Here is a 24474-nt window from a genome sequence, read left to right as displayed (position 1 = left end):
GGGCGACAACGTGACGATGACCGTCAAGCTGCTGGCCCCGATCGCCATGGAAGAAGGTCTGCGTTTCGCCATCCGTGAAGGCGGTCGTACCGTCGGCGCCGGCGTCGTCGCCAAGATCCTGAAGTAATTCGGATCTCTTAAGCAGCACACAACCAGCGAGAGCGCTCGCCGCTCTCGCGTCTCGTTCTTTAGGAAACGCCATGAAAAACCAAAAGATCCGTATCCGCTTGAAAGCCTTCGATTACAAGCTGATCGATCAATCGGCCGCTGAAATCGTCGACACCGCCAAGCGCACGGGCGCCGTTGTCCGCGGCCCGGTGCCGCTGCCCACGCGTATCCGCCGTTACGACGTGCTGCGTTCGCCGCACGTCAACAAGACGTCGCGTGACCAGTTCGAAATCCGTACCCATCAGCGCCTGATGGACATCGTTGATCCCACCGACAAGACCGTTGACGCCCTGATGCGTCTGGACCTGCCGGCCGGCGTCGACGTCGAAATCGCGCTGCAGTAAGGCGTATCGGGTCCGCTACCTTCGCCAGTGGACTCGCAAGAATGGCCGCACTCCTTCGGGATTGCGGCCATTTGTTTTTCTGCGACAGCCTGGTGCCCAGGCGGCAGGACTGGGTGCATTTCACGCTAAGTGCTTGTGCTGCCTGAAAAAAACATGCTAATATGCGAAGCTTGCCATTTTGTGGCGAGTCTAACTATGGCGAAAGCCTGAGTTACCCCAGTGTTTTCAAGGTGCCCTAGGGCGCTTTTGAAAAGACCCGGGGTGCAAAGGTTCAGCCAGGTTGAACATAGTCGTAGGGCAAAGGCCGTTACCTTTTGCCTGATTAGCCCCGACCAATCGCAGTCGGGAATGGAGAATACGATGTCGAATTCGACACCCACGCCCGCCGCTCACCGGCTGGGGCTGGTGGGTCGCAAGGTCGGCATGACCCGCATTTTTACCGAGGAAGGTGAATCCATCCCGGTGACCGTGCTGGACGTGTCGAACAACCGCGTGACCCAAGTTAAGTCGCTGGAAACCGACGGCTACGCCGCGATCCAAGTGGCTTATGGCACTCGTCGTGCCTCGCGTGTGGCTCAGCCGCAAACGGGCCACTACGCCAAAGCCGGCACTGAAGCCGGCAGCATCCTGAAAGAATTCCGCCTTGATCCCGCTCGCGCCGCTGAATTTGCGGCCGGTGCCGTGATCGCCGTGGAATCGGTGTTCGAAGCCGGCCAACAGGTCGACGTCACGGGCACCACCATTGGTAAAGGCTTCGCCGGTACCATCAAGCGTCACAACTTCGGTTCGCAGCGCGCGTCGCACGGTAACTCCCGTTCGCACCGCGTTCCGGGCTCGATCGGCCAAGCTCAAGATCCGGGCCGCATTTTCCCCGGTAAGCGCATGGCAGGTCACCTGGGTGACGTCACCCGCACCGTTCAAAACCTCGACGTCGTTCGCGTTGACGTGGAGCGCGGCCTGCTGCTGGTCAAGGGCGCTGTCCCCGGCCACGCTGGCGCCGACATCGTCGTGCGTCCGGCCATCAAGGCCCCGGCCAAGAAGGGAGCGTAAGTAAATGGATCTCAAGCTCCTGAACGACCAAGGTCAGGCCGCGACTTTCAGCGCGCCCGACACGATCTTCGGCCGTGACTTCAACGAAGCGCTGATTCATCAGATCGTGGTGGCTTTCCAAGCCAATGCCCGTGCCGGCAACCGCGCTCAGAAGGATCGCTCGGAAGTCAAGCACTCGACCAAGAAGCCCTGGCGCCAGAAGGGTACCGGCCGCGCTCGCGCCGGTATGACTTCGTCGCCGCTGTGGCGTGGCGGTGGTCGGATTTTCCCGAACTCGCCGGAAGAGAACTTCAGCCAGAAGGTCAACAAGAAGATGTACCGTGCCGGGATCCGTTCGATCCTGTCGCAACTGGCTCGCGAAGACCGCATCGCCGTCGTCGAATCGTTCGATCTGGAATCGCCCAAGACCAAGGCTGCTGCTGCAAAGCTGAAGAGCCTGGGCCTGGACTCGGTCCTGATCATCACCGACAGCGTTGATGAGAATGTTTACCTCGCCACCCGCAACCTGCCGCACGTTGCTGTTGTCGAGCCCCGTTATGCCGATCCGTTGTCGCTGGTCCACTACAAGAAAGTGCTGATCACCAAGCCGGCCATCGCTCAACTCGAGGAGATGCTGGGATGAACGCTGAACGCTTGATGCAAGTCATTCTGGCTCCGATCGTGACCGAAAAGGCCACGTTCGTCGCTGAGAAGAATCAGCAAGTCGCTTTCCGTGTCGTGGCTGACGCTACCAAGCCGGAAATCAAGGCTGCCGTCGAACTGCTCTTCAAGGTGCAGGTCGAGTCCGTGCAGGTCCTCAACCGTAAGGGCAAAGTCAAGCGCTTTGGCCGATTCGTTGGCCGCCGCCGCAATGAGCGCAAGGCTTACGTGTCGCTCAAGGACGGCCAGGAAATCGACTTTGCGGAGGTGAAGTAAATGGCCCTCGTAAAAGTTAAGCCGACTTCGGCCGGCCGCCGTGGCATGGTGAAGGTTGTCAGTCCCAACCTGCACAAGGGTGAGCCCTACGCGCCGCTGCTGGAAAAGAAGACCCGTGGTTCTGGCCGTAACAACAACGGTCACATCACGATCCGCCACCGTGGCGGCGGTCACAAGCAACACTACCGTGTCGTCGACTTCCGTCGCGACAAGGACGGCATCCCGGCGAAGGTCGAGCGTCTGGAATATGACCCCAACCGTACGGCGCACATCGCTCTGCTGTGCTACGCCGACGGCGAGCGTCGTTACATCATCGCTCCGCGTGGTCTGGAAGTGGGCGCTACGCTGCTGTCGGGCGTCGAAGCCCCGATCCGCGCTGGCAACACGCTGCCGATCCGCAACATCCCGGTGGGTACGACGATTCACTGCGTCGAAATGCTGCCCGGCAAGGGTGCCCAGATGGTCCGTTCGGCCGGCGCTTCCGCCGTCCTGCTGGCTCGCGAAGGCATCTACGCTCAGGTGCGTCTGCGCTCGGGTGAAGTCCGCCGTGTGCACATCGAATGCCGCGCCACCATCGGTGAAGTCGGTAACGAAGAACACAGCCTGCGCCAAATCGGCAAGGCCGGTGCAATGCGTTGGCGCGGTGTCCGCCCGACGGTTCGTGGCGTGGCCATGAACCCGGTCGATCACCCGCACGGTGGCGGCGAAGGCCGTACCGGTGAAGCACGCGAACCGGTCAGCCCGTGGGGCACTCCGGCGAAGGGTTTCAAGACCCGTCGCAACAAGCGGACGAACAATATGATCGTCCAACGGCGCAAGCGCAAGTAAGAGGCGAACACTATGTCACGTTCGATCAAGAAAGGCCCGTTTGTCGATGCTCACCTGATCAAAAAGGTGGACACGGCCGTCGCGGGCAAAGACAAGAAGCCGATCAAGACCTGGTCGCGTCGCTCGACGATCCTGCCCGAGTTCATCGGTCTGACGATCGCTGTGCACAACGGCAAGCAGCATGTTCCCGTTTACATCAACGAGAACATGGTCGGTCACAAGCTGGGCGAGTTCGCGCTGACCCGTACGTTCAAGGGTCACGCCGCGGACAAGAAGGCGAAGAGGTAAGCGATGGAAACTACTGCCATTATCCGTGGGGTTCACATCTCCGCTCAAAAGACGCGTCTGGTTGCGGATCTGATCCGCGGCCAGAAGGTCGGCCGTGCGCTCGAGATCCTCACCTTCTCGCCGAAGAAGGCTGCCGTCATCCTGAAGAAGGCTGTCGAGTCCGCCATCGCCAACGCCGAGCACAACGACGGCGCCGATATCGACGAACTGAAAGTCACCACGATCTTCGTGGACAAGGCTCAGTCGATGAAGCGCTTCTCCGCTCGCGCCAAGGGCCGCGGCAACCGTATCGAGAAGCAGACCTGCCACATCACGGTCAAGGTCGGAGCTTAAGGAGTCACGATGGGTCAGAAAATTCACCCCACTGGGTTCCGTCTCGCGGTCACCCGTAATTGGTCCTCGCGTTGGTTCGCCGACGACAAGGCCTTCGGCGCCATGCTGGCCGAAGACATTCGCGTTCGCGAGTACCTGAAGAAGAAGCTCAAGAGCGCCTCCGTCGGTCGCGTGATCATCGAGCGTCCCGCCAAGAATGCCCGCATCACCGTCTACTCGGCTCGTCCGGGCGTGGTGATCGGCAAGCGCGGCGAAGACATCGAAAGCCTGAAGGCTGATCTGCAGCGTCTGATGGGCGTGCCCGTGCACGTCAACATCGAAGAAATCCGCAAGCCGGAAACCGATGCTCAACTGATCGCCGACTCGATCTCGCAACAGCTCGAGAAGCGCATCATGTTCCGCCGCGCCATGAAGCGCGCGATGCAGAACGCGATGCGTCTGGGTGCCCAAGGCATCAAGATCATGAGCTCGGGCCGTCTGAACGGTATCGAAATCGCCCGCACCGAGTGGTATCGCGAAGGCCGTGTGCCGCTGCACACCCTCAAGGCCAACATCGACTACGGCACCTCCGAAGCCCACACCACGTATGGCGTGATCGGCATCAAGGTCTGGGTCTACAAGGGCGACATGCTGGCCAACGGCGAATTGCCGCCGGAAACCGCTGCCCCGCGTGAAGAAGAACGTCGTCCGCGCCGCGCTCCGCGTGGTGATCGTCCGGACGGTGCTCGCACCGGTCGTCCGGGTGGTCGTGGCCGTGGTCCCCGCAAGGCGGACGCTGCTCCGGCGCCTGAAGGAGAATAACCATGCTGCAACCCTCTCGCAGAAAGTATCGCAAAGAGCAGAAGGGCCGCAACACCGGTCTGGCGACCCGTGGTACCCACGTGTCGTTCGGCGAATTCGGTCTGAAGGCCACCGGCCGTGGCCGTCTGACCGCCCGTCAGATCGAAGCTGCTCGTCGTGCCATCAATCGTCACATCAAGCGTGGCGGCCGTATCTGGATTCGCATTTTCCCGGACAAGCCGATCTCGCAAAAGCCTGCCGAAGTCCGTATGGGTAACGGTAAGGGCAACCCGGAGTACTGGGTTGCTGAAATTCAGCCCGGCAAGGTGCTCTACGAAATGGAAGGGGTTAGCGAAGAGCTCGCGCGTGAAGCTTTCCGCCTGGCCGCTGCCAAGTTGCCGATTTCGACCACGTTCGTCGCGCGTCATATCGGTGCTTAAGGAGTACTAAGACATGAAAGCCAGCGAACTCCGTTCGAAAGACGCCGCCGAGCTCGGCAAAGAGCTCGAAAGCCTGCTGAAGGCGCAATTCGGTCTGCGTATGCAGAAGGCCACGCAGCAGCTTGCCAACACCAGCCAGCTGCGTAACGTGCGCCGCGACATCGCGCGCGTGCGTACCTTGCTGACCGAGAAGGCAGGGAAATAAAGATGAGCGAAACTCAAAACACCCAAGTGGCCAAGCGCCAGCGTACGCTGGTCGGCAAGGTCGTCAGCAACAAGATGGACAAGACTGTCGTCGTTCTGGTTGAGCGCCGCGTCAAGCACCCCATCTTTGGCAAGATCATCATGCGCTCCGCGAAGTACAAGGCGCACGACGAATCGAACCAGTACAACGAAGGCGATACGGTTGAAATCGCTGAAGGCCGTCCCATCTCGCGCTCGAAGTCGTGGCGTGTGGTGCGTCTGGTTGAAGCCGCACGTATCATCTAAGTAAAAGCAGGTCATCGGAACGGTTCGCCGTTCTGATATAAAACGGCAAGGGCTTATCCCCTTGCCGTTTTTTTTCGTTTACGGATATCCAAGGGCATCATGCGCGGTTTGACGAAGAGGGCTGGGCGGGTGCTGTTGATCGTGGGCGGATTGGCGTTGGCGCCGATCGCGGGCGCCGCGGATCCGGCTACCGTCGGCAGGAACGTGCTGAACGCGGGCCCCGATCCTCGCGTCCAGCTCGATGGCCTGTCGCGCGATCACGCCGCCATCTTCGGCACCCAGGACGAAGACGAGCAGGCCGTGCTGAATCAGGAGCGCGCGGTGCAGACGCAGCAGGATCAATTGCGGATGCTGGAGCGGCTGTTGACCCAGAAGCCGGCCGCAGCGAATCCATCGGCTGCGGCCACCATCCCGTTGAGCAAGCCGACGGATGCACCCATGAATATGGCGCCTTTGGCGCCGACCCCGTCCGGCTCGAAACTGGGCGGCGAGGCGCAGCGCAGCATCGACCAGATGCAAAAGCGTGTCAATGATCTGCGGCGTGGCGTGGATACCTCGGCGCAAGGCGCACGCTGAAGCCGTCGAGTCGATCCCCGTGCTGCCTGGGTCATCGGGATTCGTATCGCGGAACCGATTGAAACCGAACGATGCCTGGACGGGGTCCAGACTCGCCCGACAGGCATGCTGTCCCTGATATAAATGCCGGGCAGGCAGGGTAGTTCACCCTCTAGCAGGCAATCCCTCAGGAGATGGGCATATGCGTATCGCAGCAGGCACACGTGGTTGGATGCAGGCGGCTGTATTGGCGGGTGCGAGCATGGCGGCGTTTGCCGCTTCCGCCCAGGTCGTGTTGAAGGACCAATCGTTTCCCAGGCCCTACGATGACAGCCTGATGGTCGTGGGCAGCGATAGCCGGGTACGGGCAGGCATCGAGGTGCGGGCCGTGGAGAAATTGATGCAGCAGGTGGCCGACCAGGGCAAGGCCTTGGACGAACTGCGTGGCAAGAACGACGCCTTGAACCGCAAGGTGGACGAGCAGGCCCAGAAAATCGCGAACCTGGAACGCAAGCAAGGCGACGGCGGGCGCAGCAGTGACAATCAGAAAGGCGATATCGACAAACTGTCCCGTGCTGTGGATAACCAGAAGAGCGAGCTCGACAAGTTGTCGCGCAGTGTGTCGCAGTTGAACAGCGCGGGTAACTCCGGCGATCGCAAGGTCGATGACATGCAGCGACGTATCGACGATCTCAAGCGCAGCGTGGATGATCTGCGCAGCCGCGTGAAGTAGTCACGGGTAGAGGGTGCCTGAACGCGCCTTGCGCATGTTCAGGCCGCCTTCACCGTGTAGCCAGGCAGGCCTGTGTGTTCGCTACGTACGCCGGGCCAGTTCCCGTAACCGCCCTGCAACGCCCGTGGGAAAGTAATACACCGACAGCACGAACAGTATGCCCAGCCACAGCAGCCAGCGGTCTGGTTCGAACAGCAGCGCCAGCGGCGCGACGCCCGCGACGGCGTCGTGGATCACGTGCAGTCCATCCTGCAGGTAGCTTTGGGCGAACACGAACAGGCTGGCGCCGATGATCGCGCCGTACATCGTGCCCATGCCGCCGATCACTACCATCAGCAGAATGTTCAACATGATCTCGAACGAGAGCGATGTGTCCGGACCGTTGTAGCGCAGCCAAAGTGCATAGAGGGCGCCCGCCAGGGTCGCGAAGGCCGCAGCCAGCAGGTTGGACAGGCTGCGATAAAGCACGGTGCGGTATCCGATCGCTTCGGCGCGGAAGGGATTCTCGCGGATCGCCTGCAGCACGCGGCCGAACGGGGAGTTGACGATGCGCAGCAGCATCAGGAACAGCACCACGCACACGGCGGCGATCAGGTAGTAGGTGATGATGCGGCCGTCGATCGTGACACCGAACAGCGGCTCCGACAGGGGACGGTAGGCCGGACGCAGCATCTGCGGCACTTTGAAGTTCAGGCCGTCTTCGCCGCCGGTCAGGTCTGACAGCTGCGACACCAAGGTCTGGAACGCGGCGGCGACGGCCAGCGTGATCATGGCGTAGAAGATGGCCCGCACCCGCAGGCTGGCCAGGCCGATGATCAGCGCAAACACCAGCGATACCGCGAGCCCCGCACCCACGCCGGCCAGGACGGACAGCCAGCTGGCGTCCAGCCGCACGCTGGCAATGGCCACGCCATAGGCGCCGATGCCGAAGAACATGGTGTGGGCGAAGCTGACGATGCCTGTGTAGCCCAGCAGCAGGTCATAGCTGGCGACCAGAACGATGAACACCAGGATCTTGGCCGCCACGGCCAGCGCCTTGGGGCCCGGAAACAGGAAAGGTGCCGCGGCCAGGACCACGACGATGGCGACCAGCATGACCGCGAGCAAGGTGCTGCGCGGCGGATCGCCGGAGAGCAGTCGGAAGGACATGGCGGCGGCTCCTAGCGGTTCGTGACCGGATACACGCCTTGCGGGCGCCACAGCAATATGGCGACCATCAGGGCGATATTCGAAAACAGCGCGGCCTTGGGCATCAGGAAGCCGGTGTAGTTGGCCATCAGGCCCACCAGCAAAGCGCCGATCAGGCAGCCGACGGTGGATCCCAGCCCGCCGATCATGATGACGATGAAGATCAGTACATTCACCTGGGCACCCAGCTGCGGCACGATGGATTGCTGGTAAAGGCCCCACAGCACGCCGCCGAGGCCGGCCAGCATGGAACCGGCCACGAAGACGCCGACGAACAAGTGGCGGATGCGGTAACCCAGGCTCTCGACCATTTCGCGGTCTTCGACGCCCGCGCGGATCAAGAGGCCCAGCTTGGTGCGGTTGAGCAGCCAGAGCATGCCGCCCAACACGCCCAGGCCGACCACCAGCGCGACGATGCGGAATTTCTCGATGGCGGCATCGCCGACCAGCACCGCGCCTCGCAGCGCGTCAGGCAATGGCAGCGACAGCGTCTGCGGGCCCCACAGCATCTTGATGATCTCTTCGCCGATGATCATGCCGCCCATGGTGATGAGGATCTGCTTCAGATGCTGGCCATAGACGGGGCGCACAATCACACGTTCGAACGCGATGCCTACGGCACCAGCCACCAGCATGCCCACGATCAAGGCGGGCAGTACGGCGGCAAGGTTCAGCCACAGGCTGCCGGACTGGGTCCAGTCGGCCATCGAACCCAGCACCGTGGCGGCCATGTAGGCGCCGATCGCGATGAACAGGCCATGGCCGAAGTTCAGTACGTCCATCAGGCCGAACACCAGCGTCATGCCCGAGGCCACGATGAAGATGATCATGCCCATCGCCAGGCCGGCGAAGGTCAGTGTGATCCAGGTCGAGAACGAGCCGATGAGGGGCAGGGCGATGGCGGCCAGTGCCAGGACCAGCAGCACGGGGCGCAGGTCGGCACGCGTGCGCGGCAGCGGGGCGTCGATATCGGCAGCGGTCATTGGTGGGCTCCCAGGGACAGGCCCAGCAGGCGGGTCTGCAGCGCCTCGTCTTGCGCCAGCTGCGTCATGCTGCCAGCGTGCACGACGCGACCGTTGTCCATGACCGCGACGTGATCGCCCACTTGGCGGGCGAAATTGAAATTCTGCTCCACCAGCAAGATGGTGGTGCAGGCCTGCTTGAGTTCGATGAAGGCGTCGATCATGTTCTGGATGATGGCGGGCGCCAGGCCCTTGCTGGGTTCGTCCACCAGCAGCAGGCGACGTGGCTCGATGATGGCGCGAGCCACGGCCAGCATCTGCTTCTGGCCGCCCGACAGCTTGCCGGCGGGGTGCAGCCAGAATTTCCTGAGCGCCGGAAAGAAGCCGAAGATCCATTCCAGTCGGGCGGTGTCGAGTTGAGTGGCGTTAGGCGCCTGGCGGGCCGCCAGCAGGATGTTCTCCTTGACCGACAGGTCGGCAAAGATGCCCATGTTCTCGGGCACATAGGCGATGCCCAGGCGCGCCATGTCGGGGGGCGAGGTGCGTACGCCCGGGCCGCCAGCCGGCGTGCCGTCGAAGGCGATGCGGCCCTGCGTGGCCTTCCACAGGCCCATGATGGTGCGCAGCGTGGTGGTCTTGCCGGCGCCGTTGCGGCCCAGCAGCATGGTGACCGCCGCGGGTGGCACGGCCAGGTCCACGCCGTGCAGGATGTGGTACGCGCCGATATGCGTGTGCACGTCGTTCAGTTCCAGCAGCGGGGCCTGGGTCACTGGGGCGTCCTTACGGAAGGGGCTGTCGAAGGGCTGACGCCCAGGTAGGCCTGTTGCACGATGGGCGAAGCGATCACCTCGGCGGGTTCGCCGTCGGCCATCAACTGGCCGTTGTGCAGCACCACGATGCGATCGGCCAGTTCGCGCACGACGTCCATCTTGTGCTCTACCAGCAGGATCGTCTTGGTCGGGTCCTGCTTGATCTCGCGGATCAGGTCCAGCACGACGGGTACGTCGTCCACGCTCATGCCGGCGGTGGGTTCGTCGAACATGAATACTTGGGGTTCAAGCGCGATCAGCATGGCGATCTCGAGCTTGCGTTGATCGCCATGCGGCAAGTCGGCGGCCAGCTGGTCGCGGCGTGCGGTGAGCCGTGTGCGCTCCAGCAAGGCGTCGGCGCGTGTCAGCAGATTGCGGTCGTCGTCCCAGGTGCGCCAGAGTCGGATCTGGCGCCAGCCCAGGCCTTGCTGGCGCGATTGCAGCGCCAGCCGCACGTTCTCGTGCACGGACAGGCGCGGAAACAATTGCGTGAGTTGAAACGCGCGACCCAGGCCGGCGTGCATGCGGGCCGGCGCCGACAGGCCGGTCAGGTCGCGGCCGTTCAGATGTACGGAACCCGCGCTGGCACGCAGTTGCCCGGAGATCAGGTTGAAGTAGGTGGTCTTGCCCGCGCCGTTGGGGCCGACGATGGCCGTCAGGCTGCCGGGCGTGAAGCGGCAGCTCACGGCGTTGACGGCCACGTGACCGCCAAAGCGGATCGTGAGCGATTGGGTTTCCAGCATGGAAGACAGGGCTCAGCGTTTGTTCTGGATCGGCACGGCCATCTGGTCGGGCGTGATTTCCTTGACCAGGTCCTGCACGGCCCACGGCACCGAGGGGTCGTTCTTGATGCGGAAGTGGTACATCGACTGCATGGCCTGGTGGTCTTCGGGACGGAAGATCATCTTGCCCTTGGGCGTGTCGAAGCTCATGCCCTCCATGGCTTTGATCAGCGTGTCCGTGTCGGAATTGCCGGCGGTCTTGTTCAGCGCGGCCACCAACGCGATACCGGCCGACATGCCGCCGGCAGTGAAGAAGTCCGGGGGCTGGCCATAGCGCTTCTGATGTTCGGCCACCAGCCAGTCGTTGATCGGGTTCTTCGGAATGCCGTAGTAGTAATAGGTGGCGCCTTCCATGCCGGCCAGCGGCTTGAGCGGCGTCATGGCGGCGAGCGTGTTGCCGCCGGTGGCGATTTCAATGCCGAAGCGCTTGGGGTCCAGGTCGGCGATCTTGAACGGATTGCCGGCGCCTGCCCACAGGATGAAGATGATCTTGCGGCCGGGCTTGTCCTTGAGCGCGTCGAACAGGCGCTGGGCACCCGCCGTGAAGTCGGTGGCATTGGCCGGCAGGTATTCCTCGTGCACGATCTTGGCCTGCTTGAGCGCGCCCTTGAAGGCCTTGACGCCGTCGCGGCCGAACGCGTAGTCCTGTGCCAGCATCGCGATGGACGTGCCAGCCTGGTCGAAGGCGACGGCGTTGGCGATGGCGTCCTGCGAGGAATTGCGGCCCGTGCGGAAGATGTACTTGTTCCACTTGTCGCCCGTGATCGAATCGGCAACGGCGGGCTCCACCAGCAGGATCTTCTCGTATTCCTCGGCGATGGGCAGCATCGCCAGCGCAACGCCGGACGACGTGGGGCCCACGGCGATGTCGGCGTTGTCGTCGGCATAGGCGGACGCGAGCTGGGCGCGTGCGACGTCCGGCTTGCCTTGGTTGTCTTTTTCGATGACGCGAATCTTGCGGCCGGCCACCGTCATGCTGCCCTGGGTGGCATATTCCAGGCCCAGCATCAGGCCGTTGTGGGTCTGCTTGGCATAGGCCTCCAGCGGGCCGGTCTTGTCGTAGACATGCGCCACGACGAAATCCTTGGCCGCGGCGGCGGAACTCATGCACAGGCCAACCAGCGTGGCAAGCAATAAGCGTTTCATGGAAGTCTCCTTGTTCTACGGATTGCCGGCGGCGGCAACGGCGCCTGAGGTGGCAAGAAAGCGGCGGACGGCGTCGATCTGCGGCGCGACGTTCAGCGCAGGGGCATGGCCGCAGTCGGGGAAGTCGATGCGTTGGGCGCGTGGACCGCGTTCGGTCATGGCATGCGCGACCTCGGGCAGCAGCAGGTCGGAATCGGCGCCGCGCAGCAGCAGCAGTGGTATGTCCAGGCTGTCGTATTCGGTCCAGCGCTCGTAGTCGGTGGGGTGATGGCTGAACTGGCCGACGATGGCCGGATCGTAGTGGGCGGTGACGCGGCCGTCGGACAAGCGGCGCACCGACGTTTCTGCCATGCGGCGCCATTGTTCGTCGCTTTGCCAGCCGTAGGGCTTGTAGGCGGCGCGCAGCCAGGTCTCGAGTTCCGTTACCGTGTCGAAGGCAGGCGGATTGCCGGCATACGCCAGGATGCGTGCGATGGCCGGTTGCGGCAGCGTGGGGCCGATATCGTTGACCACCAGGTGCGAGACGCGACCTTTGAGCGTGGTGGCGGCGGCGAGCATGCCGGTGGCGCCACCCATCGACGTGCCGACCCAGCGCACCCGTGTCAGCGCCAGCCCGTCGAGCAGGGCCCGGGCCAATCTGGCGTAGAACCCGAGCTGGTACTCCGCGACCGGATCCGGACTCCATTGAGACAGGCCGCGACCGATCGTGTCGGGGCAGATGATGCGATAGTCATCGGCCAGCGCCTGCGCCAGTTCGTCGAAATCGCGACCGGTCCTGGCCAGGCCATGCCACATGATGAGCGCGGGGGCGCCGGGGTCACCCCACTCGGTGTAGTGCAGCTCGCGGCCCTCGCAGCGCAGATAGCGTGAAGCCGGTGCGTGGCGGACGGCCTGGATGGACGCGTTGGCCATGAGTCTCCTCCCGGGTTGTCCAGGTTGTATGCTTATCGGGCTGAATATAGACTTGCGCCGAGCGCGGCCACAATGCGCCAGACCACCTGTGGCAGGGTGAGTCAAGAATATGTAGACGCAGGATCACGAGCGACCAGCCCGACCCCGCGAACCAGGAGACAGCGCCATGCCCGATACGGAATTTGCCATTTCGGCCATTGCCGGCGCCGAGCGCCGCGACCAATGGCGCGCGGCCTTGTCCGATGCCTTCGGGCCGTTCGAGGTGCATCACGGCCAGGGCGGCCGTTTCGCCGGTCATGTGCGCTACGTGCGGCGGGCCAGCCTGCAGTTCAACGACCTGCACTATCAGGGACAGAAGATCGAGCGCACTGCCGGCAACGTGTCCCGGCTGGACCAGGAGTTCTACACGTTCGGCCTGCCGTTGGCAGGCCCGCTGGCGGTTCAGCAGCAGGGCCGCGAATTCCAGGTCGAGCCGGGTTGCGTCTACCTGATGAACCAGAGTCTGCCCTACCAGGCCACTGCCTTGGGCGTCGACGGCTACCGCAGCCTGAGCGTGTCGTTTCCGCGCAGCGCACTGTCGCAACGCGATTCCCGCATCGGTCCGTTCTACAAGCTGCGCGTCGATGACGGATCGCCACGGGGGGCGATGCTGGCCAGCTACATGGACCACCTGTTCAAGGGCCTGGACGGTTGGACGGCGGCCGAAGCGGCGGAACTGGGCGAACGGCTGATCGACCTGATCGTGCTGTTCGTCGTGCAGCCAGGACAGGGCCATGCGTCGGCTTCAGACAGCAGCGTCACCATGGCGCACCGGCAACGGGCCATGGCCTATATCCGCCAGCATCTCGCCGATCCGGCGCTGACGCCTCTGCAGGTCGCGCAGGGCTGTGGCTTGTCGGTGGCCTATCTGCACCGCGTCTTCCAGGCCGGTGACCTGTCCGTGGAAAGCTTCGTGTTCGACCAACGCCTGGAGCGCTGCCGGGAATTGCTGCTGAATCCCGCACAACGTCACCGCGGTATCGCCGAATTGGCCTACCAGGCCGGCTTCGCGCATCCCTCGCACTTCAGCCGCCTGTTCAAGCAGCGATTCGGCATGTCGCCGCGCGAGTGGCGCTCGCGCGGCTAGATCGCAGCGGTACGACAGCGAAAAAAGGCCCGCTTGCGCGGGCCTTGTCGTATCCGGCGTCGGGTCGGACACCGCGTCAGAAGGGCGAGGGCTGGGTCGAGAGGTTGACGACGGTATTGCTCTTCAGATCAACGAGGATGTGCTCGGACGGCAGGCCGTCGGCCAGCTTCAACATGATCGCCATCAGCGGCTTGAAGCGGGCCTTGAACATGTCCGCCAGGGTGTTCGCATCACTGACGCGGTCTCCGTTGAGCTGCAGGCCGGCGTTGGTCTGGCTCAGCGCCTGCGCCAGCAGCTTGTACTGGCTGGCGCGTTGGGCCGGAATGTCGGCATAGGCCAGGTCGCCGGCGTTGGCCAGGCGCACGAAATCGCCCGCCAGGTCCAGCGCCTGCCACTTCGCGAAGTCCGTCAACTGCATGCCATGCGCTAGGGCCAGCGCCTGTGCGCGGTTCTGGGCGTCGGCAAGGTCTGCGGCATACGCAGGGTTGCTGGCATTGGGGCCGCCGGCGGTGTACAGGCAGTTGAAGAACTCGGGCGTCAGCTTGTTCTGGTCACCGGTGTTCTTCAGTTCCGCCAGCGTCACCGTGGTACGCAGCTGCGACAGCACCAGCATGTCGGCGCCTGTCAGGGGGCTCTTGACCAGCTCGCGCATTTCGCAGCGCCAGTCGTCGTTGAGCAGGCGCAGGCGCACCAGTTCGCTCATGTAGCGATAGTTGAAGTCGCCATAGTCCTTGGCGTCCAGGATGGACACGTTCCAGCGCGGCGGTACGTCATACGCGTTCTCGGCGCGGTACAGGTCGAACAGCTCGTCGAAGCGCGGTACCTTGTCCAGGCGGATCGTCTTGACCTCGACCTCGGTGGCGCTTTGCAGCGTCATGATCTTGTAGGCCGGCACGTAGGCGGCCATGGACGGAGCCTGGATGTTGAACAGCGCCGTGTCGCCGCCATACGTGCGCACCGCCATGTCATTGAAATGCATGTGGCCGCCCACGTGGAGCTTCAGGCCGGTCTCGGCCAGCGCGCGGGTGGTGTTTTCCGCCGGGCGGCGCACCATCTGCATCTTGTTGGCGCCCAGCAGCGCTTCGATGTCGTCCGAGGCGCCGTTGAAGAATTCCGTCATCGGGAAATGGCTGAACGCGATCACCTGCTTGCCCTGCGCCTTGCCGCGGGCCACCACATCGGCCAGCCACTTGATCACGTGGGACTTGTGCGTGAGCATCTTGTTGTAGCCCTGGTCGCCCGAACCGGTGAAGTCATTCGGGCCGGTACCCGTCGGCACGTAGACGTTGGCGTCCAGGCCCACCAGCCACACGCCCTTGACGGGTTCGACCACGTAGGACGTGTCCGGCACCATCTTGCACAGGGTGTAGTTCGACGGCTTGTTGGGGCCGCCCGTGCCCTGGGCGCAGATTTCGTACTGGCGATTGATCCAGCCGGCTTGCGACAGCGCGGTGTTGTAGTTGTAGTCCTCGTACTTGTAGGTGCTGTACGGGGTTTCGTAATACACATACTGCGGCTTGGGCATGAAGCCGTGCTGGGCCAGGGCGTCGGTAATGCCCGCATACCCCATGTGCAGCACTTCTTCGGTGCAGTAGGTGTTGCCCACGCGAGCCCAGTCGCCGGCATAGGGTGTGCTGCAGGCGGCGTTGCCGCCGCGGCTATAGATGGGCTGCGAGAAGCCGATGGCGCCGGTGGCCGGGTCCAGGCCCAGGTAGTCGCTCTTGCCGTTGGCCTGGTTGAAGGGCCGTACCGGATCGTGGTTGCCGGGGGCGGCGAAGAACTGGATGCCGTACTTGCCTGCGTACTCGTCCATTATCTTGACCAGGCCGCGCATGTGCACCGGCTGGCCGTCGTCCGAGAAGTCGCCGGGCAGGGCGATGTACTTCACGCCGCGCCTGGCCGCGTCATCCAGTGCCGCCAGGAACGCAAAGTAGTTTTCGTTGAACAGCCGCGTCGACGTCAGCTGCGCATACATCGTGCGGATGGTGGCGTTGTCGCCGCGCTTCGGGTTGGGGATGCCGGGGAATGACCCGTCCTTGAAATCCGCATAGATGTCATGGAAGTGGATGTCCGGCATGAAGGCCACCTGCACAGGGGCGGGTGGCGGCGTTGCTGGCGTTTCGGCTACCGGAGGCGCGTTGCCGTTGTCGTCGTCCTTGTCGCCACCGCAGGCGGCAAGCAAGGCCGTCAGCGCCACCGCGCCCGCGCAGCGGGCGAAACGTTGATATCGGTTCATGGTGCTTCTTTCTCTTTTCGGAACAAGTTCTTCTTCAGGCGACTATTTCCCCGTTCCTGGGAAGTCGCGCCCGCGAGCGAGGCGCAATCCTGGGGGTTCAGGATGACAGCGTGATGAAAGAATGGCGCCAAAGCTGTCCACGAACGTCTGCACCGGCAGGCGAAAAAAAAGCCCCTTGCGGGGCTTTTTGCGAGAGGGCGCTTGGGTCAGATGTGCGTGATGAACTTCGTGACCAGGTAGCCATCGAACGTTTCGAGGCCGCCTTCGCTGCCGATGCCGCTGTCCTTGATGCCGCCGAACGGCGTCTCGGCCAGGGCGCTGCCGAAATGGTTGATGTTGACCATGCCGGCTTCCAGGCCGTTGGAGACCTTGGTGGCGGTCTGCAGCGAGTTGGTGAACACATAGGAAGACAGCCCGAACGGCAGGCTGTTGGCGCGCGCCAGCACTTCATCGGTGTCGGTGAAGCGAACCACCGGCGCGACCGGACCGAAAGGTTCTTCGGTCATCAGCATGGAGTTGTCGGGCAGGTCGGTCACGACCGTGGGGGCGAAGAAGAAGCCCTTGCGGTCCAGGGGGCCACCGCCCACCACCACCTTGCCGCCGTGCTTCTTGGCGTCGTCGATGAAGGCGCTCATGGCGGGGACGCGGCGCTCGTGGGCCAGCGGACCCATGTCGGTGCCGGCTTCCAGGCCGTCGCCGACCTTGATGTTCTTGAGCACGTCGGTAAAGCGCGCCAGGAACTGTTCGTAGGCGCCGTTCTGTACGTAGAAGCGGGTGGGCGACACGCAGACCTGGCCAGCGTTGCGGACCTTGAACTTGGCCAGCATGGTGGCGGCGCGGTCGATGTCGGCGTCATCGAACACCAGCACGGGCGAATGGCCGCCCAGCTCCATGGTGACGCGCTTCATGTGTGCGCCGGCCAACGCGGCCAGCTGCTTGCCCACCGGCACGGAACCGGTGAACGAGACCTTGCGCACGATGGGCGAACGGATCAGGTAGTCGGAAATCTTGGCGGGTTCGCCCCAGACGATGTTCAGGCAGCCCTTGGGCAGGCCGGCATCGTGGAACATGCGGGCGATGGCCATGACGGCGCTGGGCGAGTCTTCAGGACCCTTCAGCACCACCGTGCAACCGGCGCCGAGTGCGGCGGCGATCTTGCGGATGGCCTGGTTGTACGGGAAGTTCCAGGGCGTGAACGCGGCGCAGACGCCAATGGGTTCGCGCACGACGATCTGGCGCACATCGGGGTTGCGCGGCTGAATCACGCGGCCGTAGATGCGGCGACATTCCTCGGCGTGCCAGTCGGCGTGCTCGGCGCAGGAAGTGACTTCGCCGACCGCTTCGGCCAGGGGCTTGCCCTGGTCCAGCGTCATGTTGCGGCCGATTTCCTTGGCGCGTTCGCGCGACAGCGTGGCGACCTTGCGCAGGATGGCGGAACGGTCCATGGGAGAAGATTTCTTCCAGGATTCGAACGCGCGCTGGGCGGCGGCTAGCGCGCGATCCAGATCCGCTTCGGTGGCGTGGGGCAGCTGGCCGAGCACTTCCAGCGTGGCCGGGTTGATGACGTCCTGGGTGCGCCTGCCCTCGCCGGCAACGAATTCGCCGTCGATATACAGCGCCAACTGTTCATACATGCCTGTCTTTCCTTGCGAAATAGGAGTGGGTAGCGATCGCGGTCGCCCATGCCAGTCTAAACCAGCTTGCCGGCCGCGGGGAGGTCCAATTCCGGCGGCCGCCTAGGAGCCAATGGACGGCGCTTGCATGCGACGGGCGCGGTCGACAAAATGGTGCATCTTTGGCTGTCTATATAAATCCATTGTGCAACCCGTCGATACGCGTCCGCCCGGCCAGCCCAGTGTCTATTCCCGCGTTTTCTTCCGTTTCATCGATTGGCTGCGCCATCGGATCGCGCTGGCGTCCCTGGTGGGTGACCATCCCATCTTCAAGAACAGCCAGTTCCCGTGGGTGGCCGCGCTCGAGGCCCAGGCACCCGCCATCCGTGCCGAACTGGTGGCCCTGTTGGCCGAGCGCCAGCAACTGCCGTCCTTTCATGAACTGTCCCCTGATGTGGGCATGATCACGTCCGACGACCAGTGGAAGACCTTCGTTTTCATGGGCTACGGACTGCGCTCCGAGCGCAACCTGGCGCGGTGCCCGGCCACCGCCCGGGCGCTGCAGGGCATCCCGGGCCTGCGCACCGCGTTCTATTCCATTCTGGAACCCGGCAAGCGCATCCCCTTGCATACCGGCCCCTATAACGGCGTGCTGCGCCTGCACCTGGGGCTGGTGGTGCCCGAGCCGGCCGAGCGTTGCTGGATCGAGGTGGGAGGCGAGCGCTATTGCTGGCGGGAAGGCGAGGCCGTGGTGTTCGACGATCTGTACCCCCACCAGGTGCACAACGACACGGCCGGCACTCGGGCCGTGCTGTTCGTCGACTTCGAGCGCCCCTGCCGGGCGCCCATCAGGTGGCTCAACCGGCTGGTGCTGATGGCCGCGCCGTTCACCGACGAAATCCGTCGCGGCAAGGCCAACCACGATGCCTGGGAGCGGAATTACTATCGCGACAAAACGGGGGCAGATTGATCGCCCCGTGTCACTGGCCTGGCAAATGTCCCAGGACCGCCGCTCGTGTCGAGTTTTCCACAGGCGCTGTCGCGTATTTGCTCACTATCTCAACAAAGGGCTTGCGCTCAAAATCTAACCAGGCTAGAATGGTCAGCTTTCCCAGATTGTCGATTGGCCAGGACTAGCCCGGGCCAACGTGTTGGGGGAATACCCGCAGGATTTCAACCCAGGGTCGTTGCGTTGCCACCAGTTGATGGTCTTTGAAGCGAAAGCTTGAAGCACCAGCCAACAATAAAGCAGGGCGGCTGACCTGACGGGACCAAAACTGGCAGGAATTGCAGTGTTCCCTTTTTTGGGGAAAACCGTATTTCCAGTTAAGTTGGAACAGGAAAAATCATGATCCAAATGCAGACCACGCTGGACGTGGCCGATAACACTGGTGCGCGTCATGTCATGTGCATTAAGGTGCTCGGTGGCTCCAAGCGCCGTTATGCCGGTATCGGCGACATCATCAAGGTGAGCGTCAAAGATGCGGCTCCGCGCGGACGCGTCAAGAAAGGCGAAATTTACAATGCCGTGGTGGTTCGTACCGCCAAGGGCGTGCGCCGTAAAGACGGTTCGCTGATTCGTTTCGGTGGCAATGCCGCCGTGTTGCTCAACGCCAAGCTGGAGCCCATCGGCACCCGCATCTTCGGACCCGTTACGCGTGAACTGCGTACCGAGAAGTTCATGAAGATCGTGTCGCTGGCCCCGGAAGTGCTGTAAGGAGCCCTACGATGAACAACATTCGTAAAGGCGACGAAGTCATCGTCCTGACCGGCCGCGACAAGAAGCGTCGCGGTACCGTGCTGGCCCGCGTTGATGCCGACCACGTCCTGGTCGAAGGCGTCAACGTCGTCAAGAAGCACGTGAAAGCCAACCCGATGGCCAACAACCCGGGTGGCATCGTCGAAAAGACCATGCCGATCCACATCTCGAATGTGGCGCTCTTCAACCCCGCCACCGGTCGTGGCGACCGCGTCGGCGTGCAAGAAGTCGAAGGCCGCAAGGTTCGCGTGTTCCGTTCCAATGGTGCCGTTGTCGGCGCCAAGGCGTAAGGGGCGAAAGACATGTCTCGTTTGCAAGATTTCTACAAGAGCAAGGTCGCTGGCGACCTGCAGGCCAAGTTCGGCTACAAGAGCGTCATGGAAGTGCCGCGCATCACCAAGATCACCCTGAACATGGGTGTCTCGGAAGCCGTCGCCGACAAGAAGGTCATCGAACACGCTGTGGGTGACCTGACCAAGATCGCTGGCCAAAAGCCGGTCATCACCAAGACCAAGAAGGCTATCGCCGGTTTCAAGATCCGCGAAAACTACCCGATTGGTTGCATGGTCACGCTGCGTGGTCAACGCATGTACGAATTCCTGGATCGCCTGGTGGCGGTTGCGCTGCCTCGCGTGCGCGACTTCCGCGGTATCTCGGGTCGTGCGTTCGACGGCCGTGGCAACTACAACATCGGGGTGAAAGAGCAGATCATTTTCCCCGAAATCGAGTACGACAAGATCGACGCGCTGCGTGGGCTGAACATCAGCATCACCACCACCGCGAAGACCGACGAAGAAGCCAAGGCGCTGTTGACGGCCTTCAGCTTCCCGTTCCGTAACTAAGGGGCTGATGACGTGGCTAAACTTTCCCTCATCAATCGCGACATCAAGCGCGCCAAGCTGGCTGACAAGTTCGCTGCCAAGCGCGCTGAGTTGAAGTCGATCATCGACGACCAGTCGAAGACCGACGAAGAACGTTACCAAGCTCGGCTCAAGCTGCAACAGCTGCCGCGCAATGCCAACCCGACGCGTCAACGTAACCGTTGCGTGGTCACCGGTCGTCCGCGCGGTGTGTTCCGCAAGTTCGGCCTGACGCGCCACAAACTGCGTGAAATGGCGATGAAGGGCGAAATCCCCGGCATCACCAAGGCCAGCTGGTAGGAGAAACAATATGAGCATGAGCGATCCCATCGCCGATATGCTGACCCGCATTCGCAATGCGCAGCAAGTGGACAAAGTTACGGTGAGCATGCCCTCCTCGAAGCTGAAGGCGGCTATTGCCGCTGTGCTGAAAGACGAAGGCTACATCGACAGCTTTGAAATCAAGGGCACCCAGGCCAAGCCTGAGCTCGAGATCACCCTGAAGTACTACGCTGGCCGTCCGGTTATCGAGCGCATCGAACGCGTCTCGCGCCCTGGTCTGCGTATCTACAAGGGCCGTACCAGCATTCCTCAGGTCATGAACGGCCTGGGCGTGGCTATCGTTTCGACCTCGCGCGGCGTCATGACCGACCGTAAGGCTCGCGCCAACGGCGTCGGCGGCGAAGTGCTGTGCTACGTGGCCTAAGGAGAAATTCGAATGTCACGTATCGCTAAGTATCCGGTCGAACTGCCCAAGGGTGTCGAAGCTGACATCAAGCAGGATCAGATCACTGTCAAGGGCCCGCTGGGTTCCTTGACCCAAGCCCTGACTGGCGACGTCACGGTTGCGTTGGACAACGGCAAACTCACGTTTGTCGCCGCCAACGAAACCCGTCACGCCAACGCCATGTCGGGTACCGTGCGCGCGCTCGTGGCCAACATGGTCAACGGCGTGAGCAAGGGATTCGAGCGCAAGCTGAATCTGGTTGGCGTGGGTTACCGCGCCTCGATTCAAGGCGACGCCGTTAAGCTGCAGCTCGGTTTCTCGCACGACGTTTTGCACCAGTTGCCGGCCGGTATCAAGGCCGAATGCCCCACCCAGACGGAAATCGTCATCAAGGGCTCCAACAAGCAAGTCGTCGGTCAGGTGGCCGCTGAAATCCGCGCGTACCGCGAACCCGAACCCTACAAGGGCAAGGGTGTGCGTTACTCGGACGAACGCGTCGTCATCAAAGAAACCAAGAAGAAATAACGGCGCACGCAAGGACGAATCATGGACAAAAAAGTTTCCCGTTTGCGTCGTGCGGTTCCGACCCGCCGGAAGATCAACGAGCTGCGCGTTCACCGCCTCTCGATCTTCCGCTCGAACCAGCACATCTACGCCAATATCATTTCGCCGGAAGGCGATCGCGTTCTGGTCAGCGCCTCGACGGTGGAAGCCGAAGTGCGTGCGCAACTGGCCGGCCAAACCGGTCAGGGCGGCAACAAGGCCGCTGCTTCGCTGGTTGGCAAGCGCGTGGCCGAAAAGGCCAAGGCTGCCGGTATCGAACTGGTCGCTTTCGATCGCTCGGGCTTTCGTTACCATGGCCGCGTGAAAGCGCTGGCCGATGCCGCGCGTGAAGCCGGCCTGAAGTTCTAAGCGAGGATCTGTCAAATGGCTAAAGTACAAGGCAAGAACGCCGCGGAAAAAGAGAACGATGACGGCCTCCGCGAAAAGATGATCGCGGTCAACCGCGTGAGCAAAGTGGTCAAGGGTGGTCGCACCATGAGCTTTGCCGCGCTGACCGTGGTTGGCGATGGCGATGGCCGCGTCGGCATGGGCAAGGGCAAGGCGCGTGAAGTGCCGGTGTCCGTTCAGAAGGCTATGGAACAGGCCCGTCGCGGCATGTTCAAGGTGGCCCTGAAGAACGGCACGCTGCACCACACCGTGGTCGGCAAGCATGGCGCCGCTACCGTGCTGATTTCGCCCGCTGCTGAAGGTACCGGCGTTATCGCCGGCGGCCCGATGCGCGCTATTTTCGAAGTGATGGGTGTGCGTAACGTGGTTGCCAAGAGCCTGGGCTCGAGCAACCCCTACAACATGGTTCGCGCCACGTTGAATGGCCTGCGCGCCTCCCTGACCCCGGCGGATGTTGCTGCCAAGCGCGGCAAGACCGTCGAAGAAATCCTGGGGTAAATCATGGCTCAGAAGCAGATCAAAGTGACCCTCGTGCGCTCCGTGATCGGTACCAAGCAATCGCACCGTGACACGGTTCGCGGTTTGGGCTTGGGCCGCATCAACAGCAGCCGCGTGCTGGTCGATACGCCCGAGGTGCGTGGGATGATCCGTAAGGTGGATTATCTCGTTTCCGTCTCGGAAGCCTAAGGAATCACCATGTCGGATATGCAACTTAATTCGCTGAAGCCCGCTGAGGGCAGCAAGCACGCCAAGCGCCGCGTCGGCCGTGGTATCGGTTCGGGTCTGGGTAAAACCGCCGGCCGTGGCCACAAGGGTCAGAAGTCGCGCTCGGGCGGTTTCCATAAGGTTGGCTTCGAAGGCGGTCAAATGCCGCTGCAGCGTCGCCTGCCCAAGCGTGGTTTCACCCCGCTCGGTCAGCACCTGTACGCCGAAGTCCGTCTGTCGGACCTGCAAGCCCTGCCCATCGACGAAGTCGACGTGCAAGTGCTGAAGGCGGCTGGCGTGATTGGCCAGGCGGTTCGTTACGCCAAGGTCATCAAGTCGGGTGAACTCTCGCGCAAGGTCGTGCTCAAGGGCATTACCGCGACGGCTGGCGCTCGCGCCGCCATCGAAGCCGCGGGCGGCTCGCTTGCTTGATCACGAGGTGACGAGTGGCTAACGCGCAGGCATTGGGCAAAACCGGAGCACGGTACGGCGACCTTAAACGCCGCCTCGTGTTCCTGGTGCTCGCCCTGGTGGTTTACCGTTTGGGTACACACATCCCCGTACCGGGTATCAACCCGGATGCGCTGGCGGACTTGTTCCGTCAGAACCAGGGCGGGATCCTGGGCCTGTTCAACATGTTCTCGGGCGGGGCGCTCTCGCGCTTCTCGATTTTTGCCCTGGGGATCATGCCGTACATTTCGGCATCCATCATCATGCAGTTGATGTCGGTGGTGGTGCCGTCGCTGGAAGCGCTCAAGAAAGAGGGCGAAGCCGGTCGTCGGAAGATTACCCAATACACCCGCTACGGCACGGTCGTGCTGGCGCTGGTGCAGGCTGTGGGCATTTCGGTAGCGTTGGAGTCCCAGCAGGGACTGGTGATCGATCCGGGCATGCTGTTCCGCTTTACGACCGTCGTGACCCTGGTCACTGGCACCATGTTCGTCATGTGGCTGGGTGAACAGATCACGGAACGTGGTCTTGGCAACGGGATTTCCATCCTGATCTTCGCAGGTATCGTTGCGGGTCTGCCCGCGGCGCTGGCTGCACTGTTGGACCTGGTCCGCACCAACGCGATGTCTGTGCTTTCCGCACTGTTCATCGTGGCTCTGGTGGTGCTGGTTACCGCTTTTGTGGTGTTCGTGGAACGCGGACAGCGCAAGATCACGGTGAACTACGCCAAGCGTCAGGTCGGCAACAAGGTCTACGGTGGTCAAAGCTCGCACTTGCCGCTGAAGCTGAACATGGCCGGGGTGATTCCGCCGATCTTCGCGTCGTCGATCATCCTGTTCCCGGCAACGATCACGAGCTGGTTCTCCAGCAGTGAGAACATGCGCTGGCTTAGCGACCTGGCTGCGGCCCTGTCGCCTCGTCAACCGCTCTACATCACGCTGTACTCGGTCGCGATTATTTTCTTCTGCTTTTTCTACACGGCTCTGGTGTTCAACAGCCGCGAAACGGCGGACAACCTGAAGAAGAGTGGTGCGTTTGTTCCGGGCATTCGTCCGGGTGAACAAACAGCGCGCTACATCGACAAGATCCTGATGCGTCTGACGCTCGCAGGTGCCATCTACATCACGTTGGTGTGCCTGTTGCCGGAATTCTTGGTGATGCGCTGGAACGTTCCCTTCTATTTCGGTGGTACGTCTCTGTTGATTATTGTGGTGGTGACGATGGATTTCATGGCGCAGGTTCAGGCCTACATGATGTCTCACCAGTACGACTCGTTGCTCAAGAAGGCTAACTTCAAGGGCGCGGGTTTGCCGATGCGGTAAGCA

At 62.5% G+C, this 24474-nt stretch carries 35 protein-coding genes; 27 read left to right on the top strand and 8 right to left on the bottom strand.

Features of this window, described 5'->3' with window-relative positions; translation table 11 throughout:
• The 14 genes from AC6LJ2_RS04680 to AC6LJ2_RS04615 all read left to right on the top strand — a co-directional run.
• A partial coding sequence (locus AC6LJ2_RS04680) for an EF-Tu C-terminal domain-related protein (RefSeq protein WP_458575104.1) occupies positions 1–127 on the top strand: 127 nt, incomplete at its 5' end.
• 73 nt (positions 128–200) lie between these two features.
• Positions 201–512, top strand: a complete 312-nt coding sequence (rpsJ, locus tag AC6LJ2_RS04675) for a 30S ribosomal protein S10 (protein WP_003806903.1) — start codon at positions 201–203, stop codon at positions 510–512.
• A gap of 360 nt (positions 513–872) precedes the next feature.
• Positions 873–1562 (top strand): 50S ribosomal protein L3, encoded by a 690-nt coding sequence (gene rplC / locus AC6LJ2_RS04670; protein ID WP_175192355.1) that lies wholly within the window; start codon positions 873–875, stop codon positions 1560–1562.
• 4 nt (positions 1563–1566) lie between these two features.
• Positions 1567–2184: a 50S ribosomal protein L4 gene (gene rplD / locus AC6LJ2_RS04665; RefSeq protein ID WP_175192356.1), complete on the top strand. Its 618-nt coding sequence runs from the start codon at positions 1567–1569 to the stop codon at positions 2182–2184.
• Positions 2181–2477 carry a 50S ribosomal protein L23 gene (rplW, locus tag AC6LJ2_RS04660; RefSeq protein WP_006216557.1) on the top strand — a complete coding sequence of 99 codons (297 nt, stop codon included), beginning with the start codon at positions 2181–2183 and terminating at the stop codon, positions 2475–2477. The genes rplD and rplW overlap by 4 nt, the downstream gene beginning before the upstream one ends.
• Positions 2478–3305: a 50S ribosomal protein L2 gene (gene rplB, locus AC6LJ2_RS04655; protein WP_025136344.1), complete on the top strand. Its 828-nt coding sequence runs from the start codon at positions 2478–2480 to the stop codon at positions 3303–3305. It begins immediately after the preceding gene.
• 12 nt (positions 3306–3317) lie between these two features.
• Positions 3318–3593 carry a 30S ribosomal protein S19 gene (gene rpsS, locus AC6LJ2_RS04650; RefSeq protein WP_006216555.1) on the top strand — a complete coding sequence of 92 codons (276 nt, stop codon included), beginning with the start codon at positions 3318–3320 and terminating at the stop codon, positions 3591–3593.
• Positions 3594–3596: 3 nt separating this feature from the next.
• Positions 3597–3926 carry a 50S ribosomal protein L22 gene (rplV, locus tag AC6LJ2_RS04645; protein WP_006227021.1) on the top strand — a complete coding sequence of 110 codons (330 nt, stop codon included), beginning with the start codon at positions 3597–3599 and terminating at the stop codon, positions 3924–3926.
• Between the two features lie 9 nt (positions 3927–3935).
• Positions 3936–4727, top strand: a complete 792-nt coding sequence (rpsC, locus tag AC6LJ2_RS04640; RefSeq protein ID WP_025136343.1) for a 30S ribosomal protein S3 — start codon at positions 3936–3938, stop codon at positions 4725–4727.
• Between the two features lie 2 nt (positions 4728–4729).
• The gene (gene rplP / locus AC6LJ2_RS04635) at positions 4730–5146 is read left to right on the top strand and encodes a 50S ribosomal protein L16 (RefSeq protein ID WP_006389610.1); all 417 of its coding nucleotides are present in this window, start codon (positions 4730–4732) and stop codon (positions 5144–5146) included.
• 13 nt (positions 5147–5159) lie between these two features.
• A complete protein-coding gene (gene rpmC / locus AC6LJ2_RS04630; RefSeq protein ID WP_003806912.1) occupies positions 5160–5351 on the top strand; it encodes a 50S ribosomal protein L29 in 192 nt (63 codons plus the stop codon).
• A gap of 2 nt (positions 5352–5353) precedes the next feature.
• A complete protein-coding gene (rpsQ, locus tag AC6LJ2_RS04625; protein WP_006216549.1) occupies positions 5354–5635 on the top strand; it encodes a 30S ribosomal protein S17 in 282 nt (93 codons plus the stop codon).
• A 99-nt stretch (positions 5636–5734) separates the two neighbouring features.
• The gene (locus tag AC6LJ2_RS04620; RefSeq protein ID WP_498150890.1) at positions 5735–6211 is read left to right on the top strand and encodes a hypothetical protein; all 477 of its coding nucleotides are present in this window, start codon (positions 5735–5737) and stop codon (positions 6209–6211) included.
• Between the two features lie 181 nt (positions 6212–6392).
• On the top strand, positions 6393–6923 hold the full coding sequence (locus AC6LJ2_RS04615) for a hypothetical protein (RefSeq protein WP_498150889.1): 531 nt from the start codon (positions 6393–6395) through the stop codon (positions 6921–6923).
• A gap of 81 nt (positions 6924–7004) precedes the next feature.
• On the opposite strand, the gene AC6LJ2_RS04610 is transcribed toward AC6LJ2_RS04615, so the two are convergent.
• From AC6LJ2_RS04610 to AC6LJ2_RS04585, 6 genes are read right to left on the bottom strand one after another with little or no spacing between them, the layout of a single operon-like run.
• Positions 7005–8072: a branched-chain amino acid ABC transporter permease gene (locus AC6LJ2_RS04610; protein ID WP_445657860.1), complete on the bottom strand. Its 1068-nt coding sequence runs from the start codon at positions 8070–8072 to the stop codon at positions 7005–7007.
• An 11-nt stretch (positions 8073–8083) separates the two neighbouring features.
• The gene (locus tag AC6LJ2_RS04605; protein ID WP_263913067.1) at positions 8084–9094 is read right to left on the bottom strand and encodes a branched-chain amino acid ABC transporter permease; all 1011 of its coding nucleotides are present in this window, start codon (positions 9092–9094) and stop codon (positions 8084–8086) included.
• Positions 9091–9843 carry an ABC transporter ATP-binding protein gene (locus tag AC6LJ2_RS04600; protein WP_263913066.1) on the bottom strand — a complete coding sequence of 251 codons (753 nt, stop codon included), beginning with the start codon at positions 9841–9843 and terminating at the stop codon, positions 9091–9093. The genes AC6LJ2_RS04605 and AC6LJ2_RS04600 overlap by 4 nt, the downstream gene beginning before the upstream one ends.
• Positions 9840–10625 (bottom strand): ABC transporter ATP-binding protein, encoded by a 786-nt coding sequence (locus tag AC6LJ2_RS04595; RefSeq protein WP_263913065.1) that lies wholly within the window; start codon positions 10623–10625, stop codon positions 9840–9842. Before AC6LJ2_RS04595 ends, AC6LJ2_RS04600 begins: the two co-directional genes overlap by 4 nt.
• Before the next feature lie 12 nt (positions 10626–10637).
• The gene (locus tag AC6LJ2_RS04590) at positions 10638–11810 is read right to left on the bottom strand and encodes a substrate-binding domain-containing protein (RefSeq protein WP_263913064.1); all 1173 of its coding nucleotides are present in this window, start codon (positions 11808–11810) and stop codon (positions 10638–10640) included.
• A gap of 15 nt (positions 11811–11825) precedes the next feature.
• A complete protein-coding gene (locus AC6LJ2_RS04585; RefSeq protein ID WP_263913063.1) occupies positions 11826–12722 on the bottom strand; it encodes an alpha/beta fold hydrolase in 897 nt (298 codons plus the stop codon).
• A 166-nt stretch (positions 12723–12888) separates the two neighbouring features.
• Here AC6LJ2_RS04585 and AC6LJ2_RS04580 point away from each other — a divergent pair, with 166 nt between their 5' ends.
• Positions 12889–13848: an AraC-like ligand-binding domain-containing protein gene (locus AC6LJ2_RS04580; RefSeq protein WP_263913062.1), complete on the top strand. Its 960-nt coding sequence runs from the start codon at positions 12889–12891 to the stop codon at positions 13846–13848.
• Positions 13849–13924: 76 nt separating this feature from the next.
• Here AC6LJ2_RS04580 and AC6LJ2_RS04575 read toward each other — a convergent pair whose 3' ends face one another.
• Together AC6LJ2_RS04575 and AC6LJ2_RS04570 are read right to left on the bottom strand one after the other, a co-directional pair.
• Positions 13925–16084, bottom strand: coding sequence for a metallophosphoesterase (locus AC6LJ2_RS04575; protein WP_445657858.1), 2160 nt, complete (start codon positions 16082–16084; stop codon positions 13925–13927).
• A gap of 206 nt (positions 16085–16290) precedes the next feature.
• Positions 16291–17718 carry an NAD-dependent succinate-semialdehyde dehydrogenase gene (locus AC6LJ2_RS04570; RefSeq protein WP_025136332.1) on the bottom strand — a complete coding sequence of 476 codons (1428 nt, stop codon included), beginning with the start codon at positions 17716–17718 and terminating at the stop codon, positions 16291–16293.
• A 184-nt stretch (positions 17719–17902) separates the two neighbouring features.
• Here AC6LJ2_RS04570 and AC6LJ2_RS04565 point away from each other — a divergent pair, with 184 nt between their 5' ends.
• The 12 genes from AC6LJ2_RS04565 (at position 17903) to secY (ending at position 24471) form a co-directional block, all read left to right on the top strand.
• Positions 17903–18667, top strand: coding sequence for an aspartyl/asparaginyl beta-hydroxylase domain-containing protein (locus tag AC6LJ2_RS04565; protein ID WP_263913060.1), 765 nt, complete (start codon positions 17903–17905; stop codon positions 18665–18667).
• A gap of 378 nt (positions 18668–19045) precedes the next feature.
• Complete coding sequence (gene rplN / locus AC6LJ2_RS04560) at positions 19046–19414, top strand: 50S ribosomal protein L14 (RefSeq protein WP_006216531.1); 369 nt, start codon at positions 19046–19048, stop codon at positions 19412–19414.
• Between the two features lie 11 nt (positions 19415–19425).
• Positions 19426–19746 carry a 50S ribosomal protein L24 gene (gene rplX / locus AC6LJ2_RS04555; RefSeq protein WP_006389623.1) on the top strand — a complete coding sequence of 107 codons (321 nt, stop codon included), beginning with the start codon at positions 19426–19428 and terminating at the stop codon, positions 19744–19746.
• Positions 19747–19758: 12 nt separating this feature from the next.
• Complete coding sequence (gene rplE / locus AC6LJ2_RS04550) at positions 19759–20298, top strand: 50S ribosomal protein L5 (RefSeq protein WP_263913059.1); 540 nt, start codon at positions 19759–19761, stop codon at positions 20296–20298.
• A 12-nt stretch (positions 20299–20310) separates the two neighbouring features.
• Positions 20311–20616 (top strand): 30S ribosomal protein S14, encoded by a 306-nt coding sequence (rpsN, locus tag AC6LJ2_RS04545; protein WP_006227037.1) that lies wholly within the window; start codon positions 20311–20313, stop codon positions 20614–20616.
• Positions 20617–20626: 10 nt separating this feature from the next.
• Complete coding sequence (gene rpsH, locus AC6LJ2_RS04540) at positions 20627–21022, top strand: 30S ribosomal protein S8 (protein WP_006216525.1); 396 nt, start codon at positions 20627–20629, stop codon at positions 21020–21022.
• A 12-nt stretch (positions 21023–21034) separates the two neighbouring features.
• Positions 21035–21568 carry a 50S ribosomal protein L6 gene (gene rplF / locus AC6LJ2_RS04535; protein ID WP_025136329.1) on the top strand — a complete coding sequence of 178 codons (534 nt, stop codon included), beginning with the start codon at positions 21035–21037 and terminating at the stop codon, positions 21566–21568.
• A 21-nt stretch (positions 21569–21589) separates the two neighbouring features.
• Complete coding sequence (gene rplR, locus AC6LJ2_RS04530) at positions 21590–21955, top strand: 50S ribosomal protein L18 (protein WP_013397004.1); 366 nt, start codon at positions 21590–21592, stop codon at positions 21953–21955.
• 15 nt (positions 21956–21970) lie between these two features.
• On the top strand, positions 21971–22492 hold the full coding sequence (rpsE, locus tag AC6LJ2_RS04525) for a 30S ribosomal protein S5 (protein ID WP_006389628.1): 522 nt from the start codon (positions 21971–21973) through the stop codon (positions 22490–22492).
• Between the two features lie 3 nt (positions 22493–22495).
• Complete coding sequence (rpmD, locus tag AC6LJ2_RS04520; RefSeq protein WP_006216520.1) at positions 22496–22681, top strand: 50S ribosomal protein L30; 186 nt, start codon at positions 22496–22498, stop codon at positions 22679–22681.
• 9 nt (positions 22682–22690) lie between these two features.
• A complete protein-coding gene (gene rplO / locus AC6LJ2_RS04515; RefSeq protein WP_043541568.1) occupies positions 22691–23131 on the top strand; it encodes a 50S ribosomal protein L15 in 441 nt (146 codons plus the stop codon).
• Positions 23132–23145: 14 nt separating this feature from the next.
• Positions 23146–24471 carry a preprotein translocase subunit SecY gene (gene secY / locus AC6LJ2_RS04510; RefSeq protein WP_025136326.1) on the top strand — a complete coding sequence of 442 codons (1326 nt, stop codon included), beginning with the start codon at positions 23146–23148 and terminating at the stop codon, positions 24469–24471.
• Positions 24472–24474: the final 3 nt, after the last annotated feature.

It is taken from the genome of Achromobacter sp. 1014246743 (genome assembly GCF_059760725.1).
Note: the sequence above shows the minus strand (reverse complement) of the source record. Positions and strands in the feature narration are given on the sequence as shown.

Bases quoted from the DNA above. Each gene is read 5' to 3' on its own strand.
- rpsJ (WP_003806903.1), top strand. From the start codon at position 201: ATGAAAAACCAAAAGATCCGTATCCGCTTGAAAGCCTTCGATTACAAG.
- rplC (WP_175192355.1), top strand. From the start codon at position 873: ATGTCGAATTCGACACCCACGCCCGCCGCTCACCGGCTGGGGCTGGTG.
- rplD (WP_175192356.1), top strand. From the start codon at position 1,567: ATGGATCTCAAGCTCCTGAACGACCAAGGTCAGGCCGCGACTTTCAGC.
- rplW (WP_006216557.1), top strand. From the start codon at position 2,181: ATGAACGCTGAACGCTTGATGCAAGTCATTCTGGCTCCGATCGTGACC.
- rplB (WP_025136344.1), top strand. From the start codon at position 2,478: ATGGCCCTCGTAAAAGTTAAGCCGACTTCGGCCGGCCGCCGTGGCATG.
- rpsS (WP_006216555.1), top strand. From the start codon at position 3,318: ATGTCACGTTCGATCAAGAAAGGCCCGTTTGTCGATGCTCACCTGATC.
- rplV (WP_006227021.1), top strand. From the start codon at position 3,597: ATGGAAACTACTGCCATTATCCGTGGGGTTCACATCTCCGCTCAAAAG.
- rpsC (WP_025136343.1), top strand. From the start codon at position 3,936: ATGGGTCAGAAAATTCACCCCACTGGGTTCCGTCTCGCGGTCACCCGT.
- rplP (WP_006389610.1), top strand. From the start codon at position 4,730: ATGCTGCAACCCTCTCGCAGAAAGTATCGCAAAGAGCAGAAGGGCCGC.
- rpmC (WP_003806912.1), top strand. From the start codon at position 5,160: ATGAAAGCCAGCGAACTCCGTTCGAAAGACGCCGCCGAGCTCGGCAAA.
- rpsQ (WP_006216549.1), top strand. From the start codon at position 5,354: ATGAGCGAAACTCAAAACACCCAAGTGGCCAAGCGCCAGCGTACGCTG.
- AC6LJ2_RS04620 (WP_498150890.1), top strand. From the start codon at position 5,735: ATGCGCGGTTTGACGAAGAGGGCTGGGCGGGTGCTGTTGATCGTGGGC.
- AC6LJ2_RS04615 (WP_498150889.1), top strand. From the start codon at position 6,393: ATGCGTATCGCAGCAGGCACACGTGGTTGGATGCAGGCGGCTGTATTG.
- AC6LJ2_RS04610 (WP_445657860.1), bottom strand. From the start codon at position 8,072: ATGTCCTTCCGACTGCTCTCCGGCGATCCGCCGCGCAGCACCTTGCTC.
- AC6LJ2_RS04605 (WP_263913067.1), bottom strand. From the start codon at position 9,094: ATGACCGCTGCCGATATCGACGCCCCGCTGCCGCGCACGCGTGCCGAC.
- AC6LJ2_RS04595 (WP_263913065.1), bottom strand. From the start codon at position 10,625: ATGCTGGAAACCCAATCGCTCACGATCCGCTTTGGCGGTCACGTGGCC.
- AC6LJ2_RS04590 (WP_263913064.1), bottom strand. From the start codon at position 11,810: ATGAAACGCTTATTGCTTGCCACGCTGGTTGGCCTGTGCATGAGTTCC.
- AC6LJ2_RS04585 (WP_263913063.1), bottom strand. From the start codon at position 12,722: ATGGCCAACGCGTCCATCCAGGCCGTCCGCCACGCACCGGCTTCACGC.
- AC6LJ2_RS04580 (WP_263913062.1), top strand. From the start codon at position 12,889: ATGCCCGATACGGAATTTGCCATTTCGGCCATTGCCGGCGCCGAGCGC.
- AC6LJ2_RS04575 (WP_445657858.1), bottom strand. From the start codon at position 16,084: ATGAACCGATATCAACGTTTCGCCCGCTGCGCGGGCGCGGTGGCGCTG.
- AC6LJ2_RS04570 (WP_025136332.1), bottom strand. From the start codon at position 17,718: ATGTATGAACAGTTGGCGCTGTATATCGACGGCGAATTCGTTGCCGGC.
- rplN (WP_006216531.1), top strand. From the start codon at position 19,046: ATGATCCAAATGCAGACCACGCTGGACGTGGCCGATAACACTGGTGCG.
- rplX (WP_006389623.1), top strand. From the start codon at position 19,426: ATGAACAACATTCGTAAAGGCGACGAAGTCATCGTCCTGACCGGCCGC.
- rplE (WP_263913059.1), top strand. From the start codon at position 19,759: ATGTCTCGTTTGCAAGATTTCTACAAGAGCAAGGTCGCTGGCGACCTG.
- rpsH (WP_006216525.1), top strand. From the start codon at position 20,627: ATGAGCATGAGCGATCCCATCGCCGATATGCTGACCCGCATTCGCAAT.
- rplF (WP_025136329.1), top strand. From the start codon at position 21,035: ATGTCACGTATCGCTAAGTATCCGGTCGAACTGCCCAAGGGTGTCGAA.
- rplR (WP_013397004.1), top strand. From the start codon at position 21,590: ATGGACAAAAAAGTTTCCCGTTTGCGTCGTGCGGTTCCGACCCGCCGG.
- rpsE (WP_006389628.1), top strand. From the start codon at position 21,971: ATGGCTAAAGTACAAGGCAAGAACGCCGCGGAAAAAGAGAACGATGAC.
- rpmD (WP_006216520.1), top strand. From the start codon at position 22,496: ATGGCTCAGAAGCAGATCAAAGTGACCCTCGTGCGCTCCGTGATCGGT.
- rplO (WP_043541568.1), top strand. From the start codon at position 22,691: ATGTCGGATATGCAACTTAATTCGCTGAAGCCCGCTGAGGGCAGCAAG.